This is a genomic window from Nocardiopsis sp. CNR-923 (genome assembly GCF_001942255.1).
Lineage (GTDB): Bacteria > Actinomycetota > Actinomycetes > Streptosporangiales > Streptosporangiaceae > Nocardiopsis.
In genome coordinates, this window is the sequence record NZ_MKKC01000120.1 from 114,477 (window position 1) to 129,841 (window position 15,365).

Here is a 15,365-nt window from a genome sequence, read left to right on the forward strand (position 1 = left end):
TCGTGTCAGGAGTACGGTCGTTCGGGGGACTTGGCGGAGTGCCGGTTATGCGTGGTTTTCGCCAGCTCGTCCAGGACTTCGTGCCACTGGGCAAGCCGACGCGCCGGGTCGTACAGGATGTTGACGCACGGGATTTCCTCCAGTTCGTGGAGGCTACGACCGAACGCCGGGTGCCGGGCGAGGGGTTGTCCGGTCTTGGGCACGATCACGGTGGGTACATCTCGGCCGATCATTTCGCAGAGCAATGCGACCGCGAAGGTGTCGGCGAGCCCCAGCGCGGTCCGATTGGTGCTGTTGAACGACCACGGGCACGCCAGCATCGCGTCGGGGGGCGGCAGCGACGCGCCGGTTCCGGGAAGTCGGAAATCGACTCGAACCGGTTCCCCTGTCAGCGCTTCGATCGCCTGGATGTCGTGGAAGCGGGCTCCGGTCGGGGTTGACACGACGGTGACGTCCCAGTCATTGGCGATGAGCAGCCGAACCAGATCCGGGACGGTTTCGGCGTCGGTGGTGGGAGCGCCCGAGACGACCAGGTAGAGGGTTTTCGCCATGTGCGAAGTGTAGGCGTCGGGATTCCGGCGCCTGGAGGGCGCACCGAAGGCGAAGGGACCCCGGTGACGTCGGAGGGGTGAGGCATCGCGCCGACGACCACCGTCGCCTCCGCCTCGCCCGCGCCGGGGAGGGCGTCTCCCTCGGCGGCGCGGTGGCCGAGTACGAGGCGAAGGAATCGCCGGAGTCGGTGTCCGCGACGGTCATTCCACTGCCTTCCGGCCAGGGAAAGGGCGCGGCCGCGTCGAGATCGAGGGATCGGGACGTCGCCTCCGACCACCCTTCGCGCAGGTCGCGGAGCCAGGCCACGGACTTGTCCGGGCCGGGCCAGCGGACCTCGTCCCGCTCCCTGGGGGTGCGCCCGGCCAGGTGGTCCTGGGTGACACCCCACCACCAGCCGATGTGCCAGGAGAGCCAGGCGATGGTCGGCACGGGCACGGGCCCGGCTTCCAGTGGTTTTCCGGTCCGTGGTCGTCTCTGCGGGGTTATTAATCCTTTCAATTCGGGCGAAGGGGATAGTTCCGGCGGGGTGGAGAAATGAGCGCATCCATTTCTGGTATGTGCTCTGAACTGGGCTGATGCGGGGAAGAGTGAAGTTCTTCGGGGCCAGTTCGCAGAAAGGTGAGCCTCCGCTCGCCGCGTGCCCTAGTCTTCTCTCCAAACCCACAACTCCATACGTCGAAAGACCCCGCGGCGGTAGCAAACCGTCCGGGGTCGTGGTCAGCAAGCACGTACCTTCAAGAACAGGATTGCCGACATGGCTCAGTCTAGCCGTGCGGGCCTCAGGTCTGCCCTGGAGACCCTCAAGACCCTCCTCGCCCCCGCGTCCGGCCGCCACTCGGCCCGCCGTCGCCGCTCCACCCGCGTCCGCCGCTACGCCCCGCTTCCGGCTCCCGAGCAGGCCACCGCTCCGCCCGAGCTTCCGGAACCGCCCGTTCCCGGATCCCGCCCCGCCCCGCCCAGCGTTCACGTGCGCGCCGACAGGGTCGCGCTCGTGCGCCCCTACTACGTCGCCTTCGAGCGCGAACTCGCCTACACGCGGGCCCACCCCGCCCGCCGCCTGCGCGCCCGCACCACCCGGCCGACCGTCGCCGTCGCGCCCGCCACCAAACGCGCGAACGCCTACACACTCAGGCACGCGGCCCCGCGGGTCCCCGTCCCGCGACCGGCCCCGGACAGCGACCTGCTCGCGGCCCCGGCGCCGCGCGCGCCCGGTGAGTTCGACGAACTCGCCTCCCTCGTGCGCACCTGGCACGCCCAGCGCGGCGAGGTGGTCGCATGACCACGCCACTCGTCAGGGAGCCACGGCCGATCGTGTTCTGGGAGTCCCGCGTCTACACCGGCGAACTCTCCGAACTCGCCCGGGTCCGCAACGACCTCGCCCGCGACCTGACCGGGTTCGCCCCCGATCTGGTCGACGCCCTCCAACTGTGTGCCAGCGAGCCGCACGCCAACTGCGCCAAGTACACCGACCCGGACCGGCTGTACGGCGAGGTCATCCGGGGCCTGTCCATGCCGGACGAGCGCACGTTGCGGCTCTCGTTGAGCGACTCGGGCGGTGGAGGTGGAACCCCGCGCATCCCCACTGAACGGAGCGAGGCGGACTGGGGCTGGGCCGAGGGGCAACGCGGACTGCGCCTCTTCGTCTTCACGGACTGACCACCCGTGCGGGGCGGCGGACCCCCGCCCCGCACGGCGCCGGGCCTCAGTCCCCGTCGGCGGGGCGCCGGGTGTTCGGCACGATCGGGGTGTCCTTGGGGCGCACGCCGATCTTCGATCCGAGCCAGACGAGCGGGTCGTACTTGCGGTCCACCACGCGCTCCTTGAGCGGGATCAGCGCGTTGTCGGTGATGTGGATGCCCTCCGGGCACACCTCCGTGCAGCACTTGGTGATGTTGCAGTACCCCATCCCGAAGTCGTCCTGCGCGATCCTGCGCCGGTCGGCGGTGTCCTCCGGGTGCATCTCCAGTTCGGCGACGCGCATGAGGAACCGCGGTCCCGAGAAGTGCTCCTTGTTCTCCTCGTGGTCACGGATCACGTGGCACACGTTGTTGCACAGGAAGCACTCGATGCACTTGCGGAACTCCTGCGACCGCTCCACGTCCACCTGAGCCATGCGGAAGTCACCGGGGCGGGTGGCGGGATCGGGGGTGAAGGACGGGATCTCCATCGCCTTGCGGTAGTTGAACCCCACGTCGCACACCAGGTCCCGGACCACGGGGAAGGTGCTCATCGGCGTCACGGTGACGACCTCGTCGGGCTCGAACACGCTCATCCGGGTCATGCACGAGAGCCGGGGTCTGCCGTTGATCTCCACCGAACACGACCCGCACTTGCCCGCCTTGCAGTTCCATCGCACCGCGAGGTCGGGCGCCTGCGTGGCCTGCAGGCGGTGCAGTACGTCCAGTACGACCTCGCCCTCGTGGACCTCCACCGTGTACTCGGTCAGCCGTCCCCCGTCACCGGAACCGCGCCACACCCGGAACCTGCGCTCGCTCATGACCGGCCCTCCTCGACCGTCGTGTCCTGCGCCGCCCCGCCCGGTTCGGGGTCCTCGGGCAGCTCTTCCTTGGTCAGGTACTTGGCCAGCTCGTCGCGGTCGAACAGGTCCAGCAACGCGGGCGGGACGTCGGCGATCGGCCGCCGCGACAGTGCCACGCCGTCGTCGCGACCCGCTCTGACCTCCAGGTTGACCCGCCGCCACTCGGGCGACATCTCCGGATGGTCGTCGCGCGTGTGCCCGCCGCGGGACTCGGTCCTCTCCAGCGCGGCGGCGGTGATCGCCCGTGACACCAGGATCATGTTCGGCAGGGCGAGGGCAAGATGCCAGCCCGGGTTGTACACCCGGTCGCCGGGCGCGCTGAGCAGACGCGAGCGCTCCTCCAGTCCGTCCAGGCGCTCCAGGGCCCGCTCCATCTCGGGACCGCGCCGGATGATGCCGACCAGGTCGTTCATCGTGTCCTGGAGTTCGCCGTGCACGTCGTACGGGTTGACGCCGTCGCCCTGCTTGAGCGGGTAGAGCGCCTCGGCGACCGCCTGTTCGGTTGCTCGCTCCACGACGGCCCGCGGCGGCTCGGAGCCGTCGAGCGAGTCCACATAGGCGCTGGCCCCGAGCCCGGCCCGCCGCCCGAAGACGAGCAGGTCGGACAGGGAGTTGCCGCCCAGCCGGTTGGACCCGTGCATCCCGCCCGCGACCTCGCCCGCCGCGAACAGCCCGGGTACGTCGGAGGCGGCGGTGTCGGCGTCCACGCGCACCCCGCCCATGACGTAGTGGCAGGTGGGGCCGACCTCCATCGGTTCGGCGGTGATGTCAACGTCCGCCAGTTCCTTGAACTGGTGGTGCATGGACGGCAGCCGCGTGCGGATCTCGTCGGCGGACAAACGGGTGGACACATCCAGGAACACCCCGCCGTGCGGGGACCCCCGCCCCTCCTTGACCTCGTTGTTGATCGCGCGCGCCACCTCGTCGCGGGGCAGCAGTTCGGGCGGTCGGCGGTGCCCGGAGGGGTCGGAGTACCAGCCGTCTGCCTCCTCCTCGGTCTCGGCGTACTGGGACCGGAAGACGTCGGGCACGTAGCTGAACATGAACCGCGTGCCCTCGGAGTTGCGCAGGACCCCGCCGTCGCCGCGCACCGACTCGGTGACGAGGATGCCCTTGACCGACGGCGGCCAGACCATGCCGGTGGGGTGGAACTGGACGAACTCCATGTTGATGAGGCGGGCCCCCGCGCGCAGGGCGAGCGCGTGGCCGTCGCCGGTGTACTCCCAGGAGTTGGACGTGGTCCGGAACGCCTTGCCGATGCCGCCGGTGGCCAGGATGACCGTGGGCGCCTCGAAGAGCACGAATCCCCCGTCCACGCGCCGGTACCCGAACGCGCCCAGGATCCGGCCGGGCCGGGAGTCGGAGGTCTCCTCGGTGAGCAGCCGGGTGACGGCGGTCTCGGCGAACACCCGCAGGCGTGCCTGCGGGTCGCCGAACTCGGCGGCGTCGGCCTGTTGGAGCGCCACCACCCGCTGCTGGAGGGTGCGGATCAGCTCCAGGCCGGTGCGGTCGCCCACGTGCGCGAGGCGGGGGTACTCGTGTCCGCCGAAGTTGCGCTGGCTGATCCGCCCGTCCTCGGTGCGGTCGAACAGCGCGCCCCAGTACTCCAGTTCGAGGATGCGCTCGGGCGCCTCGCGGGCGTGGAGTTCGGCCATGCGCGGGTCGTTGAGGAATTTGCCGCCGCGGAGGGTGTCGCGGAAGTGCACCCGCCATCCGTCGTCGGAATTGACGTTGCCGAGCGCGGCCGCGGCGCCGCCCTCGGCCATCACCGTGTGCGCCTTGCCGAACAGCGACTTGGAGATGACGGCCGTGCGCTTTCCCTGTTCGCGGGCTTCGATCGCCGCGCGGAGTCCGGCTCCGCCCGCACCGATCACCACGACGTCGTAGGCGTACCGGGTGATGCCGGATTCTGCTGTGGAGGGCATGTGCGAAGCTCTTCCTTCCCCGGGGCTCAGTTGAGGATCCGCAGGTCGGTGATGGCGCCGCTCGCCACCAGGGCGATGTAGGCGTCCGTGATCATGAGGGTGGCGATGCTGAACCAGCCGAAGTACATGTGCCGGTTGTTGAGCGCGGACAGCCGCGTCCACATCCAGTACCGGACGGGGTGGGTGCCGAGCTGCGCAGGCGCCCGCCGAAGACGTGGCGGCAGGAGTGGCAGCTCAGCGTGTACCCCCAGAGCATGAGCACGTTGACGAGCATGACCAGGTTGCCTACGCCGATCCCGAACCCGCCGTCGGTGCCGTGGAGGAAGGCGATCCCCATGTCCCACGTGTTGACGGCCGTGATGGCGAAGGCGGCGTAGAAGAAGTAGCGGTGCCCGTTCTGCGTGAGCATGAGCGGCCGGGTCTCGCCGGTGTAGGAGCGGTGCGGCTCGCGCACGGCGCAGGCGGTGGCGCCTGCCAGACCGACCGGTAGTAGGCCTTGCGGTAGTAGTAGCAGGTCACCCGGAACAGCAGCAGGATCGGCAGGCTGAGCAGGGCGTAGGGGACGAGGGGCGGGAACTCCACGGGGAGCCGCCCGAACAGGGCCGCGTCCGGCGCGCACTGCTGCGCCAGGCACGGCGAGTAGAACGGGGTCAGGTAGTGGTGTTCCTGGACCCAGTAGTGGTTCTGCTGGAACACGCGGACCGTGGCGTAGACGACGAAGGTGGCCAGTCCAGGGTCGTGAGGGCCGGGCCGAGCCACCATCGGTCGGTGCGCAGTGTGCGCTGTGCGATGCGCACCCGGCCGCTGTCCGGACGTGCTCTTTGTGTCGAGGTCACCGTGGTCTCCACCTCTCTGGGAGAGGGGCCCTCGGCTCGGGGGTGGGACGACGCGCTCCCCGAGGCCGCGGCCGCTCTCCGTGCGTGCTGGACGGCTGGGGAGAAGCAGTGGCGAAGCCGTGCTGCAACGCAACGTTAGGGCGCTGTGATCACGGTCACGTTCCAGTGACTGAGAAACCTGGAGTGAACGCATGTGAAATACGCCACTCTAGGGATTTGTTTTGTCAGAGTTCGTGGTTATTTGAGCCGAATGTCTTTTCCGTGCAGTTCACCCTTTGTGATAAAGCGAGTGAATCGTGGGGAAGCTGCTACCTTCTGGAAAATTGTTCTGACAGGTCCAGTTCAGGACCCCCTCGGCGCGCAGCCGGCTCCGGCCGCTCCGCGCGGCCGGTACGGCCCGCCTACGTTCCTTGCGCGCCCCGGTCGCCGGTGCCCCGCGCACTGGCCGCCGTCGCGTCGGGCGCGCCCGCGTCCGCGGCTGAGATGAGCACCTCCAGGTCCGGGCCCAGCTCCTCCGGGGCCAGGGCCAGCAGGTACCGGTTCAGGTGGCGGCGGAAGCGTCCGCCGAGTGCGAGGGCTCCACGTCCTTGCGGTGCGCCAGCGCCACTGTCCGCAGCAGTCGGGGACGGGCGAGGGGGGTGCCGCGCAGGCCGGGGCGGCTGCGCAGCACCATGCTCGGCACCACCGCCAGGCCGAGCCCGGCCTCCACGAACCGGAGGACGGCGTCCATCTCCCCGCCCTCCACGGCCAGTTCGGGATCGAACCCGGCGGCCCGGCACGCCCGCAGCGTCGCCTCGCGCACGTCGTATCCGCGCCGGAACATGACGAGGGGGCGGCCCCGCAGTTCGGTGATGCGGATCGAGGCGCGGCCGTTGGGCGAGGGCTGGCTCATCGGGCTGGCCACCACCAGGTTCTCGCGGAGGATCGGAGTGGTGGCGAAGTCCGGGTCGCTGCTCTGGAGAGGGAGGATGATCAGCGCCAGGTCCAGTTCGCCGCGGCCGAGGTCGCGGACGAGGTCGCGCGAACCGCTCTCCTCCACCTGGAGTTCGATGCCGGGGAAGCGGGTATGGAAGTCGGCGAGCACGTCGGCCAGCAGCCCCGCGCACAGCGACGGGGTCGCGCCCAGCCGCACCCGCCCCCGGCGGACCCCGGCCAGTTCCGCCACCTCGCGGCGGGCCGTCTCCAGGTCGGTCAGTATCCGCTGGGCCAGCGGCAGCAGCGCCTCACCCGCCGGTGTGAGTGTGATGTTTCCCCTGGCACGACTGAATAACGGTGCGCCCAACTCCCGCTCAAGGCTGCGGATCTGTTTGCTCAAGCTGGGTTGCGCGACGCGCGAAAGCTCGGCTGCGCGGGTGAAATGGCGTGTACGGGCTACCGCGACGAAGTACGCGAGCTGTTGGAACTGCATGCTCCATAGCCTAGAGCTATGGACACCAGGGTCATGATGACTTGGACGTCGGACTTATCTCGATTTTAAAGTGACAGGCTGTGGCGAACAGTACCTTGACCAAGAAGCGGTCTACGGCCTACGGGTCCACGGTGGCGCTCAAAGCAGCGATGGCGGTCACCGGCGTGATCCTCGTGCTGTATTTGATCGCGCACATGTACGGCAACCTCAAAGTCTTCCTGGGCCAGGAGGCCTTCGACGGCTACGCCGAGGAGCTCCGCGACCTCGGCTACCCGCTCCTGCCGCACGAGGGCTTCCTGTGGATCGCGCGGGTCGTCCTCCTCTCGGCCGTCCTCATCCACATCTACTGCGCCGTGGTCCTCACCCGGCGCGACAACCGCGCGCGCGGCGGCGCCAGCCGGTACCAGGTGACCAAGCGCGTGCAGCGCACGTACGCGTCCTACACCATGCGCTGGGGCGGGCTCCTGATCGCGCTCTTCGTGATCTTCCACATCCTGCACCTGACGGTGAACGTCATCGCGCCGGGCGGCGCCTCCGACAGCCCCTACGTGCGGCTCGTCAACGGCTTCCAGCCCGAGTACTGGTACGTGACCCTGTTCTACGTGGCGGCGGTCATCGCGGTCGGCTTCCACCTGCGGCACGGCATCTGGAGTGGCGCGGCGACGCTCGGCTTCAACAGGGCCGACCGGCAGGGCAAGATCAACGCCGTCGCCCTGGCCGTCGCGCTGGTCGTGACCGTCGGCTTCCTTCTCCCGCCGCTGGCGGTCACCTTTGGACTGGTGAGCAATGTCTGACAACGACCTGTACATCGAGGGCGCCCCCATCCGGGACGAGAAGGCGCCCGAGGGCCCGATCAACGAGCGCTGGGACAAGCGCCGCTTCTCGGCCAAGCTGGTCAACCCCGCCAACCGGCGCAAGCTCTCGGTCATCGTCGTCGGCACCGGTCTGGCCGGGGCCTCGGCCGCCGCGACCCTGGGGGAGGCGGGCTACAACGTCACGTCCTTCTGCTACCAGGACAGTCCGCGCCGCGCGCACAGCATCGCGGCCCAGGGCGGCATCAACGCGGCCAAGAACTACCGCAACGACGGCGACAGCATCCACCGGCTGTTCTACGACACCGTCAAGGGCGGCGACTTCCGCTCCCGCGAGTCGAACGTCTACCGTCTGGCGCAGACGTCGGTCGAGATCATCGACCAGTGCGTCGCCCAGGGCGTGCCCTTCGCCCGCGAGTACGGCGGTCTGCTCGACAACCGCTCCTTCGGCGGCGTGCAGGTCTCCCGCACCTTCTACGCGCGCGGCCAGACGGGTCAGCAGCTGCTGATCGGCGCCTACCAGGCGCTGGAGCGCCAGGTCGCGGCGGGCTCCGTCACGATGAACACGCGCCACGAGATGCTTGAGGTCATCGTCGTGGACGGCAAGGCGCGCGGCATCATCGCCCGCGACATGGTCACCGGCGAGATCGAGACGCACTTCGCCGACGCCGTGGTCCTGGCCACCGGCGGTTACGGCAACGTGTTCTTCCTGTCCACCAACGCCATGGGCTGCAACGTCACGGCCGCATGGCGCGCGCACCGCAAGGGCGCGCTCTTCGCCAACCCGTGCTACACGCAGATCCACCCGACCTGCATCCCGGTCAGCGGCGAGTACCAGTCCAAGCTGACCCTGATGAGCGAGTCGCTGCGCAACGACGGCCGCATCTGGGTGCCCAAGAAGACGGGCGACGACCGCGACCCGCGCCAGATCCCCGAGGAGGAGCGCGACTACTACCTGGAGCGCATCTACCCGTCCTTCGGCAACCTGGTGCCGCGCGACATCGCCTCCCGCGCCGCCAAGAACGTCTGCGACGAGGGACGCGGCGTCGGCCCCGGCGGTCTGGGCGTCTACCTGGACTTCGCGGACGCGATCACGCGTATGGGACGGGCCGCCGTCGAGGCCAAGTACGGCAACCTGTTCGACATGTACCAGCGCATCACCGGCGAGAACCCGTACGAGGTTCCGATGCGCATCTACCCGGCCGTGCACTACACCATGGGCGGCCTGTGGGTCGACTACGACCTCCAGAGCACCATTCCGGGCCTGTTCGTGACCGGTGAGGCCAACTTCTCCGACCACGGCGCCAACCGCCTGGGCGCCAGCGCGCTGATGCAGGGTCTGGCGGACGGCTACTTCGTCCTGCCGAACACCATCAACGACTACCTGGCGGCCGGTCCGTTCGAGAGCATCGACGAGAGCCACCCCGACGCGGTCGCCGCCAAGGAGCAGGTCACCTCACGGATCGAGAAGCTGCTCTCCGTCAACGGCTCCCGCACCGTCGACTCCTTCCACAAGGAGCTCGGCCACATCATGTGGGACTACTGCGGCATGGAGCGCAACGAGGAGGGCCTGACCAAGGCCATCGAGCGCATCCGTGAGCTGCGCGCCGAGTTCTGGCGCGACGTCAAGGTGCTCGGTACCAACGACGAGCTCAACCAGGCCCTGGAGAAGGCCGGCCGCGTGGCCGACTTCCTGGAGCTCGGCGAGCTCATGTGCGTCGACGCCCTGCACCGCCGCGAGTCCTGCGGCGGCCACTTCCGCTCCGAGAGCCAGACCGAGGACGGCGAGGCGCTGCGTCACGACGACGAGTTCGCCTACGTCGCGGCCTGGGAGTTCGGTGGCGAGAACGAGAAGCCCGTACTCCACAAGGAAGCCCTGGAGTACGAGTACGTCGAGATGAAGCAGCGGAGCTACAAGTGAACATCACCCTGCGCGTATGGCGCCAGAAGGGCCCGGGCGACGAGGGCCGGATGGTCAACTACGAGCTCTCGGACGTCTCTCCGGACATGTCCTTCCTGGAGATGCTCGACGTCCTCAACGAGAAGCTCACGCTCCAGGACGAGGACCCGATCGCCTTCGACCACGACTGCCGTGAGGGCATCTGCGGCGCCTGCGGCGTCGTGATCGACGGCGAGGCGCACGGCCCGGAGGTCACCACCACCTGCCAGCTGCACATGCGCAGCTTCGAGGACGGCGACACCATCACCGTGGAGCCGTGGCGCGCCAAGGCGTTCCCTGTGGTCAAGGACCTGGTCGTGGATCGGGGCGCGTTCGACCGGATCATCCAGGCGGGCGGCTACATCAGCGCCCCGACCGGTACCGCACCGGACGCCCACGCCACCCCGGTGCCCAAGGCCGACGCCGACCGCGCGTTCGACGCCGCGACCTGCATCGGCTGCGGCGCGTGCGTGGCGGCCTGCCCGAACGCCTCCGGCATGCTCTTCACCGCCGCGAAGGTCACCCACCTGGGCATGCTCCCGCAGGGGCAGCCCGAGCGTGCGACGCGCGTGGTGAAGATGGTCAACCAGCACGACGAGGAGGACTTCGGCGGCTGCACCAACATCGGTGAGTGCGCCGCGGTCTGTCCGAAGGGCATCCCGCTGGACACCATCTCCCAGCTCAACCGGGACCTGCTGGGCTCGCTCAGCAAGGGCGTGGGCTGACGCCCGGTCCGTCGTGGCACGGGGTCGCGCCCTCGGGGGCGCGACCCCGTCGCGTGTCCAGGGCGATCTACGCGGCCGTCAGTCCGAGTCCCCGGAGACGCTTCGCGATCTCCGGGACATCGACGACGTCGCCGGTCGTGACGGCGATGACGAACGCGTACGCGGTGTCCGTCTCGACCTTGCGCGTTCTCACTCCGTTGAGTTCGAGGAAGACAGTGGCACTGAGCCAGGCGAGCCTCTTGTTGCCGTCGGAGAGAGGGTGGCCGATGAGCACGGACTGCATGAGAGCGGCCGCCTTCTCCCACACCTCCGGGTAGGCGTCCTCGCCGAACGCCGTGGCCTGTGGCCGCAACACGGCAGCGTGGACCTGTCCGGCGTCCCGCAGCCGTGTGCTCGGGGGTAGGACGCGTTCGACGATCCCGAGCAGATCCTCCTTGGTGAGGTAGGTCGTCACTCGGCGAGCCTCGCCAGGAGCTCCGCGTCCCGTTCGGCGATGCGTGCGGCCAGCTCGCGTACCTTCGCGGTCTGCCTTCGGGCCAGGTAGTCCGAGATCGCGGTCACCGCTTCCGAGTTGACGCTGTTGCCGTCCTCGTCCGCCGCGGCCTTCAACCTCGCGTGGACGTCGTCGGGCAGGCGCAGGTGCATGTTCATGTCTGGAATGGTATCGGAAGGCGGTATCACGCCTTGGGCCATGGCCGAGTACGACGGGGTCGCGTCCCTTCCGGTGCGGACCGGGGGCGCGGCCCCGTCGCGTGTCCAGGGCGACTGACCAGACGCGGCGGCCAGACGGCGGAGCACGCGATCCCCGCGGCCGATGCGGCCGGTGTCGCACGGTGCGCCTTCCCCGGACGGAGCGGGCGGCCGACGAACTCGGCGGGAGGGGGATGACGGACGCGCTCACCCGACCTCCTCGTGTGAGTCGAGCGCGGCGGCCGCCGCCAGATCCGAGGGCGAGCCGATGCCAGCGACGTGCCGGTCGGGCCGGACCAGGTACGCCGACCCGTACAACCGGGCGGCGGACCTTCCCCGGTCGAGGGCGGTCGGGACGTTCTGCGCGGTGCGAGCCCGGGCCCAGTCCGGGGTGATCAGGCGGACGGCGCACGAGTCCGGCACGGTGAGCCCGACGGTCTGCGCGGGGTCGGTGAGCAGCATCGTGTGCCGGTCGTACGGCAGGAATTCGTGCAGGCGGCCGGCCCGTTGGCTGAGACCGTCGAAGAACTCCAGGTCGGGAAGCCGGTCGCCCCCGGCCAGACCGTGGGCGCGGCCCGCGACCCCCGGCGCGCCTCGGTAGTGGTGGTCGAGTTGGGAGAGGCGTCGGGCGAGCGCGCGCCGGGCGCGTTCGGAGGCCTGGAGCACGGTCATGACGGCGTCGCGCAGGTGGCGGCGGGGGTCGTCCCGCAGCAGCATCGCCTGGGCGGTGCGGTGGGTCATGGCGATGACGCTCGCGGCGACGGGGTGCCTCTCCGCCTGGTAGGCGTCGAGGAGACGTGCGTCGGCGCCGTGGGCGACGGCGGCCAGTCGCCAGGCCAGGTTCATCGCGTCGCCGATGCCGAGGTTGAGGCCCTGCCCGGCGAAGGGCGTGTGGACGTGCGCCGCGTCCCCCGCCAGGAAGACCCGGCCGCGACGGTAGCGGACGGCCTGCATGTGGGCCAGGGTGAACGGGCGGAGGTTGTCGACGGCCAGGATGGTGCCCTCCACGCCCGAGCGGGCCATGCTGCGTTGTGCGTCCTCCATGCTCGGTTCGACACCGGGCGTCGGGGTGTAGGCAACGCGGTAGCGCCGCTCCCCGGGCAGGGGGAAGACGCCGAAGAGCCCCTCCCCGTCGGCGGAGAAGGTCAGCTCGTTCCTGGGCAGGGGCCAGTCGATGTCCGCGTCGAACAGGACCCAGTCGTCGGGGTAGGGGGCTCCGGTCCGCTCGATGCCGAGGAGCCGTCGCACGGTGCTCCGGACGCCGTCGCAGCCGACCAGCCAGCGGGCCTCCAGGGTGCGGGTGCGCCCGCCGACGGCGACCGTGGCGCGGACTCCGTCCCCGTGCTGTTCGATTCCGACGCAGGCGGCGGCGCGTTCGACCGCCACCCCGCGCCGGGCGAGCTCCTCGATGAGCAGGTGCTCGGTCCGGTCCTGGGGGTGGTCGAGGAGGAAGGGGTAGGCGGTGTCGTGCAGGGTGCGAAAGTCCACGGAGATCCGGTCGCGGTGACCGGTCCGCAGCGTGAGGTGTTCGACGCGCTGGCCCTCGTCGAGGACCGCGTCGGCCAGACCGAGGTCGCGCAGGTGTTCCATGGTGCGGGCGTGCAGGGCGGCTGACTTGGTCAGTCCCAGGACGCTCTCGTGCTTGTCGATGATCCGGACGCCGACTCCCAGGTCGTGGAGGCGAAGGGCGAGGGCGAGTCCGGTCGGACCGGCCCCCACGATGAGGACATCGCTCATGACATCTCCAAAAACGAATGATCGTTCTTTTTGAGAATCCTCCGGGGTCGTGTTGCTGTCAAGAGCGAACGTTCGTTCTAAGATGTGGGCATGCCACGAGTCTCCGACGCCTACCTGGCCCAGCGGCGGGCGCACATCCTGTCCGCGGCCGCCGTGTGCTTCGCCCGCGAGGGCTTCCACCGAGCCTCCATGCGGGACGTCATCGAGGAGGCCGGCCTCTCCCCGGGCGCGGTCTACCGCTACTTCCGGGGCAAGGACGACATCATCGTCGCGATCGCACGCGACACGATCGGAGCCGTGGGCGACGTCGTCCGCGCGTCCGTCTCCGACCGCAAACCGCTCGCCCTGCTCGCCCAGGACCTGCCCGCGGCCATCGAGGAGATGGACCGGGCCGACTCGCGCACACGCCTGGCCGTGCAGGCGTGGGCCGAGGCCCTGCGTGCCCCGGCACTGGGCGACGCGCTGCGCGAAGCGATGCACGACGTGCTCGACCAGGTCCGAGCGCGGGTGGAACTCGGTCAGGCCGAGGGCGAGATCACCGCGCGGGTGGACCCGGCCGCCATGTCTCGGGTGCTGATCGGAGTCCTTCAGGGGTACATCCTCCAGCGCGCCTGGGATCCGGACCTGTCCGCCGCGGACTACGGCCGTGCCGTCCGGGACCTGGTGGCGGGCGCGCTCGGTGAGCAGACCGGCTGACGGGCTGGGTCCGTGCCCAGCGGGCGGCGCGCGGCTGCCCGGAACTCAGGCCGCCGCGGGGCGCAGCATGCAGTAGGCCGGCGGCGCCGACGGCTGGTTGACCGCGCGCACCACCCGGAAGTCGTGGTGCTCGTAGTAGCCGATGTTGGCCGGGTTCGTGGTCTCCAGGTAGACCGGCACGGCGTCGGCGTCCGCGCGGGCCAGCCCCTCGCACAGCAGCCGCGCACCGACGCCGGTCCCGCGCGCCACCGGGTCGGTGCCCAGCATCGACAGGCGCCAGTGCGGCTCCTCCGGAACGCGCCGCGCAACTCTCCCATGAACCGGGCGACCCTGCGCAGCCGCGAGGGCCCCAGAAGCCGCGCCCAGTGCGGCAGCGCCCGCACCACCGCCAACCGCCGCTCCACGTGCTTGACCGGGGGCGTCCACAGGGCCGCGCCGCGGATCACCGGCGGCGTGTCGCCGGTCTCGCGCGCCCCGTGCACGCTGGCGGTCCCGTCCGGAACATGCCCGAACCCGGTGATCAGGGCGCACGCGCGGGCGGTGCCGGCCAGGCGCTCGTCCTCGTTCGGGAAGAACCATCGAAAGAGCGGATCGGTGTGGAACGCGCGGCTGAGAACGCGCACCACGGCTGGAACGTCGTCCATCGTCGCGGCGCGGACACCGGTGTCCGACGGGGCCGTGGTGGTCATGCGCACTCCCTCTTCCCGTGTGGCGGAGCCTCGGTCACCGTTCATGCTAGATCACGGAAACATCACGGGTGAGGTATTCCACGAACCCCGCCGGAGTTCGCGTCAGGACGGGGTGCGCAGGAGGAAACGGCTGGTCCCGATGCCGGGGTGCTCGACCTCGCGGACCACCGTGAAGCCGAACCGTTCGTAGAACGCCACGCTCTCGGGGTCGAGCGTCTGCGTGAAGACGGGCGTGTAGGCGGCGTCGGCCTGGGCGAGCCCCGAGGTCAGAAGCTCCCTCGCCAGACCGGCGCCCGCGACCGCGGGGTCGACGCCCAGCCCCGCCAGGTACAGGTGGGGCTCCTGGGGCGCGGCCATCCTCCACTCCGCGAAGACGCGCACGAACGCGCTCAGCCTGGACCGACCGATCAGCGCCCCCCAGTGCGGCCATGAGCGCAGCGACACCAACGGGCCCTCGGGGTTGGTCGACGGCGGCGCCCACAGCGCGACCGCCCGGACGACGGACGCCTCCCCCGGCCCCTCGGCGACGGTGGCGACGCGGGTGTCCCCGGAAGGGACGTAGCCGAAGCCCGCCGTCATGGCGAAGAACCTGCGGGTGCGCGCCATGCGCTGATCGTCGTCGGGGAACAGCCACCGCAAGAGCGGGTCGTCGTGCAGCGCCCTGCTCAGGACACGTGCGACACCGGGCACGTCGTCGATCGTGGCGGGGCGGGCGGAGGCGGTGACGATCGGACTCATCCCAGGGACTCTCTGCTAGGGGAGGGGCGTTCCCGACATGCTAGATCGCGGGACTGTCACGACGGCCCGGGGTGAGGCG

Annotated in this window: 15 protein-coding genes and 2 pseudogenes; 6 read left to right on the forward strand and 11 right to left on the reverse strand. The window is 70.0% G+C overall.

Features of this window, described 5'->3' with window-relative positions; genetic code table 11:
* Positions 1 to 5: 5 nt before the first annotated feature.
* Positions 6 to 551 carry a flavoprotein gene (locus tag BJF83_RS21685; RefSeq protein WP_075927753.1) on the reverse strand — a complete coding sequence of 182 codons (546 nt, stop codon included), beginning with the start codon at positions 549 to 551 and terminating at the stop codon, positions 6 to 8.
* Positions 460 to 987 carry a DinB family protein gene (locus BJF83_RS29865; RefSeq protein WP_075927754.1) on the reverse strand — a complete coding sequence of 176 codons (528 nt, stop codon included), beginning with the start codon at positions 985 to 987 and terminating at the stop codon, positions 460 to 462. Before BJF83_RS29865 ends, BJF83_RS21685 begins: the two co-directional genes overlap by 92 nt.
* A 319-nt stretch (positions 988 to 1,306) precedes the next feature.
* Between BJF83_RS29865 and BJF83_RS21695 the strand changes: the two genes are divergently transcribed.
* Positions 1,307 to 1,831, forward strand: coding sequence for a hypothetical protein (locus BJF83_RS21695; protein ID WP_075927755.1), 525 nt, complete (start codon positions 1,307 to 1,309; stop codon positions 1,829 to 1,831).
* Positions 1,828 to 2,208, forward strand: a complete 381-nt coding sequence (locus tag BJF83_RS21700; protein ID WP_187347198.1) for an ATP-binding protein — start codon at positions 1,828 to 1,830, stop codon at positions 2,206 to 2,208. The genes BJF83_RS21695 and BJF83_RS21700 overlap by 4 nt, the downstream gene beginning before the upstream one ends.
* A 46-nt stretch (positions 2,209 to 2,254) precedes the next feature.
* Here the strand turns inward: BJF83_RS21700 and BJF83_RS21705 are convergent, their stop codons facing one another.
* From BJF83_RS21705 to BJF83_RS21720, 4 genes and pseudogenes are all read right to left on the reverse strand, one after another.
* Complete coding sequence (locus BJF83_RS21705; protein ID WP_075927756.1) at positions 2,255 to 3,049, reverse strand: succinate dehydrogenase/fumarate reductase iron-sulfur subunit; 795 nt, start codon at positions 3,047 to 3,049, stop codon at positions 2,255 to 2,257.
* Positions 3,046 to 5,016, reverse strand: a complete 1,971-nt coding sequence (locus BJF83_RS21710) for a fumarate reductase/succinate dehydrogenase flavoprotein subunit (protein ID WP_075927757.1) — start codon at positions 5,014 to 5,016, stop codon at positions 3,046 to 3,048. The genes BJF83_RS21705 and BJF83_RS21710 overlap by 4 nt, the downstream gene beginning before the upstream one ends.
* Before the next feature lie 26 nt (positions 5,017 to 5,042).
* Positions 5,043 to 5,852: pseudogene (locus BJF83_RS21715) on the reverse strand (hypothetical protein).
* Between the two features lie 401 nt (positions 5,853 to 6,253).
* Positions 6,254 to 7,260: pseudogene (locus BJF83_RS21720) on the reverse strand (LysR family transcriptional regulator).
* A gap of 131 nt (positions 7,261 to 7,391) precedes the next feature.
* Here BJF83_RS21720 and BJF83_RS21725 point away from each other — a divergent pair.
* Genes BJF83_RS21725 through BJF83_RS21735 form a run of 3 tightly spaced genes read left to right on the forward strand, consistent with a single transcriptional unit; the run spans position 7,392 to position 10,736 of the window.
* The gene (locus BJF83_RS21725) at positions 7,392 to 8,054 is read left to right on the forward strand and encodes a succinate dehydrogenase cytochrome b subunit (protein WP_075927807.1); all 663 of its coding nucleotides are present in this window, start codon (positions 7,392 to 7,394) and stop codon (positions 8,052 to 8,054) included.
* A complete protein-coding gene (locus BJF83_RS21730; protein ID WP_075927758.1) occupies positions 8,047 to 9,993 on the forward strand; it encodes a fumarate reductase/succinate dehydrogenase flavoprotein subunit in 1,947 nt (648 codons plus the stop codon). The genes BJF83_RS21725 and BJF83_RS21730 overlap by 8 nt, the downstream gene beginning before the upstream one ends.
* Positions 9,990 to 10,736, forward strand: a complete 747-nt coding sequence (locus tag BJF83_RS21735) for a succinate dehydrogenase/fumarate reductase iron-sulfur subunit (RefSeq protein ID WP_075927759.1) — start codon at positions 9,990 to 9,992, stop codon at positions 10,734 to 10,736. The genes BJF83_RS21730 and BJF83_RS21735 overlap by 4 nt, the downstream gene beginning before the upstream one ends.
* A gap of 67 nt (positions 10,737 to 10,803) precedes the next feature.
* Here the strand turns inward: BJF83_RS21735 and BJF83_RS21740 are convergent, their stop codons facing one another.
* From BJF83_RS21740 to BJF83_RS21750, 3 genes are all read right to left on the reverse strand, one after another.
* Positions 10,804 to 11,190: a type II toxin-antitoxin system death-on-curing family toxin gene (locus tag BJF83_RS21740; RefSeq protein ID WP_075927760.1), complete on the reverse strand. Its 387-nt coding sequence runs from the start codon at positions 11,188 to 11,190 to the stop codon at positions 10,804 to 10,806.
* Positions 11,187 to 11,387: an Arc family DNA-binding protein gene (locus BJF83_RS21745; protein ID WP_075927761.1), complete on the reverse strand. Its 201-nt coding sequence runs from the start codon at positions 11,385 to 11,387 to the stop codon at positions 11,187 to 11,189. The genes BJF83_RS21740 and BJF83_RS21745 overlap by 4 nt, the downstream gene beginning before the upstream one ends.
* 246 nt (positions 11,388 to 11,633) lie before the next feature.
* Complete coding sequence (locus BJF83_RS21750; RefSeq protein WP_075927762.1) at positions 11,634 to 13,163, reverse strand: FAD-dependent monooxygenase; 1,530 nt, start codon at positions 13,161 to 13,163, stop codon at positions 11,634 to 11,636.
* 90 nt (positions 13,164 to 13,253) lie between these two features.
* On the opposite strand from BJF83_RS21750, the gene BJF83_RS21755 reads away from it, so the two are divergent.
* Complete coding sequence (locus BJF83_RS21755; RefSeq protein WP_075927763.1) at positions 13,254 to 13,859, forward strand: TetR/AcrR family transcriptional regulator; 606 nt, start codon at positions 13,254 to 13,256, stop codon at positions 13,857 to 13,859.
* A 45-nt stretch (positions 13,860 to 13,904) separates the two neighbouring features.
* Here the strand turns inward: BJF83_RS21755 and BJF83_RS30685 are convergent, their stop codons facing one another.
* Both BJF83_RS30685 and BJF83_RS21765 read right to left on the reverse strand, forming a co-directional pair.
* Positions 13,905 to 14,126: a hypothetical protein gene (locus BJF83_RS30685; RefSeq protein WP_316042335.1), complete on the reverse strand. Its 222-nt coding sequence runs from the start codon at positions 14,124 to 14,126 to the stop codon at positions 13,905 to 13,907.
* Positions 14,127 to 14,650: 524 nt separating this feature from the next.
* Complete coding sequence (locus BJF83_RS21765) at positions 14,651 to 15,286, reverse strand: GNAT family N-acetyltransferase (RefSeq protein WP_075927764.1); 636 nt, start codon at positions 15,284 to 15,286, stop codon at positions 14,651 to 14,653.
* Between the last annotated feature and the right edge of the window lie 79 nt (positions 15,287 to 15,365).